A 1,557-nucleotide genomic window follows, 5' to 3' on the forward strand; every position below is an offset into this window, starting at 1 on the left:
CGCGCGCGAAGCCGCCGCGAGCCGGCGGAGGTTGCCGCGCAGGCACGCAGCCATCGCGAACCCCGCCATCGCGAACCTCGCCATCTCAGCCCCCGTTGCGCCGCGCGGCCAGCCGGGACAGCGCCCAGAACGCGCTCAGCGCCACCGCGAGGCCGGCCAGGATGCCGGCGATGCCGAGGAAGACCGGGTGCGAGGACACCCGCACCCAGACCCGCGCATACCAGGGGAAATCGCCGACGAAATAGCGCTCGCCGAGCCGCAGGCCTTCGACTTCCTTCGCACGCACCACGGTCAGGTCGCCGCGGATCTGCGCGACCTTGGCCGGATCGTCGAGGGCATCGAGCACATCGCCGAGCCGGTCGGCCTCGGTCGCGGTCACCGCGACCACGCTGTGCCGTTCGCGAAAAGGCGATTCGAAGCCGACCAGCGCGGCCAGCGGACCGCCGGCCGACAGGATCGCGCGCCCAGCCGGCGTCATCGCCTCGGGTTCGCTGTCGCTGAGCCAGTTCGACCATGCGCTGGCGCGCTGGTCGCGCAGCGCCATCTCGGTCTTGCCGCGCGCGATCATCAGCGGCAGCGACTTGCCCCAGCGCGCCAGCAGTTCGCCGGCGCTGCCGTTGCCGACGATCAGCAGATTGCGCTGGCCGACCGATTCGACGTCCCTGGCAGGCACCACCGTGACGCGCAGCGCCGGCAGCCCGGTCCAGCGGCCCATATGGCCGAGCAGCGTCAGCAGGGCTTCCTGGTCGATCGCGCGCGGCGCGTCTGGCAGCACCACCGCGGTGTCGGCCAGATCGGCCAGCCGCGTGAACGGATAACCGCTGTTGGCGAAGAAGGCCAGGTTCGGCATCGCGGCATAGTGCGCGAAGCCGCTGAAGTCGATGGTCGAGTCCGGATCGATCGCCGCGCGTGCGACCTTGGCCGGCGTCGACGCGCACAGGCCGGTCTTCTGCGAGTCCAGATGGAAGCGGAACTGCATCTGGTTGTCGCTGCCGACGCGGAAGGCCGGCACGCGGATCGCGTTGGAGACCACCGCGTCGCTGCCCGACAGCAGCGGCACGCTGACCAGATTCTCGTCGTCGCTGCCCGACAGCGGCCGCAAGCGATACGAGCGCACCAGCTGCTCGTTGATATCGACGTTCAGCACCGAGTCGTTGTACGTCGACGGCGCGGTATAGCGGTATTTGAGGTTCAGCGGCACGCTGCGCTGGTTCCAGCCGTACAGGTCGGCCGGCACGCGCAGGTTGACGCGGATCGCCTGCGGGTCGTTGCCCGACACCTGCAGCTGCTGCGGATCGGTGACGAGCTCGCGGAACAGCACCGGACGATCGACCGGCGCCCAGTTCGGCGCGTCATAGGGGGCGCGCGGCGGCCCCAGGTCGACGCTCTGGATCGACGCCTGGCGGCCCGACATCGCGGCCTTGCCGAGCACCAGCGCGTTGGCCGCGGTCGTCAGCTCCTCGGCATTGCGGCCGGCGACCACCAGCAGCTTGTGGTCGGGACTGTTCGGATTGGGCATCACCGTGACCGTCGGGCCGGCGATCTCGCGCAGTCCCA

At 70.5% G+C, this 1,557-nt stretch carries 1 protein-coding gene; it reads right to left on the reverse strand.

What is annotated here, in order from left to right; translation table 11 throughout:
• Positions 1 to 85: 85 nt before the first annotated feature.
• Positions 86 to 1,557, reverse strand: a 1,472-nt coding sequence (gene bcsB / locus B551_RS17995) for a cellulose biosynthesis cyclic di-GMP-binding regulatory protein BcsB (RefSeq protein WP_023264707.1), incomplete at its 5' end; no start/stop codon positions are given.

Source organism: Cupriavidus sp. HPC(L) (genome assembly GCF_000307735.3).
GTDB lineage: Bacteria > Pseudomonadota > Gammaproteobacteria > Burkholderiales > Burkholderiaceae > Cupriavidus.